A 1,117-nucleotide genomic window follows, 5' to 3' on the forward strand; every position below is an offset into this window, starting at 1 on the left:
GCACGGCCCCGGCCCCGGCGGCGGGAGCGCGGGCGTGCGGGACGGGGGGCCGCCCGCGCGGCTGACCGTGCTGAGGTTCGCCGAGACCGAGCACGTCCTGCTGGTGGCGCTGCACCGGCTCGTCGCGGACGAGAGCACGCTGCGGATGGTCGTGGCCGAGACCGCGGAGCACTACTCGGCCGCGGTCGAGGGCCGGGACCCGGACGTGCCGTTCGTCGCGCTCCAGTACCGCGACTACGCCCGCTGGGAGGACGAGCGGCACGCCGGGTCGGAGATCCGCGCGCTGACCGCGTGGTGGAGCGCGGCGCTGACGCCGCCACCGCCCGAACTCGTCCTGCCCGGCGACCGGCCCGCCGACCGGGAGCCGTCCCACGCGGGCGGCGCGGTCGGGTTCGACTGGGGCCGCGAGACCGCGCAGCGGCTGCGCGAGGTGTGCGCGGCGGAGGCGACGGACCCGGCCGACGTGCTGCTGACCGCCTTCCAGGCGCTGCTGTTCCGGCACACCGGCGAGGAGCGGATCGCGGTCGGGCACCCGGTGGTGGCGCGGCCCCGTCCCGAGTTCGCGCACACCGCCGGGCCGTTCGCGAACCCGCTCGTGCTGTGCGCGGACTTCGCGGGCGCGCCGACCTTCCGGCACATGCTCGCCCGGACGGCGCTGACCCGGCGCGCCGCGCTCGACCACCGCGACCTGCCGTTCCCGACCCTGGTCGCCGCGCTCGACGTGGACCGCGCCGCGCACCGGACGCCGCTGTACGACGCGTCCTTCGCCTGCGACGAGGAGCCGGAGCCGGCGCCCCGGTTCGCGGGGGTCTCGGCGCGTCCGCTGGACGCCCCGGTCACCGCCGTGCCGTCCGGGCTGGAGCTGCGGGTGCGGACGGCCGCCGAGACGGTCGCCGGGACGCTCGCCTTCCGCGCCGACCAGTTCGGCGCGGCCTCCGCCGGGCGCCTGCTCGACCAGCTCCGCACGCTGCTGGACGCGGCGCTCAAGGACCCCGACCAGCCCGTCGCGGCGCTGCCGCTGGAGACGCCGGAGCAGCTCCGGGACGCCGTCCGCGCGGCCGACCGCGTCGCCGAGGCGCCCGCCGTCCACCCGACCGTGGCGGCGGCGGCGCGGCAC

At 79.1% G+C, this 1,117-nt stretch carries 1 protein-coding gene; it reads left to right on the forward strand.

Features of this window, described 5'->3' with window-relative positions; all coding sequences use genetic code 11:
• Window positions 1–34 precede the first annotated feature (34 nt).
• Window positions 35–1,117: condensation domain-containing protein (locus DZF91_RS23465; RefSeq protein ID WP_235834498.1), on the forward strand; the 1,083-nt coding region annotated here is incomplete at its 3' end.

This window comes from Actinomadura logoneensis (genome assembly GCF_003428695.1).
GTDB lineage: Bacteria > Actinomycetota > Actinomycetes > Streptosporangiales > Streptosporangiaceae > Spirillospora > Spirillospora logoneensis.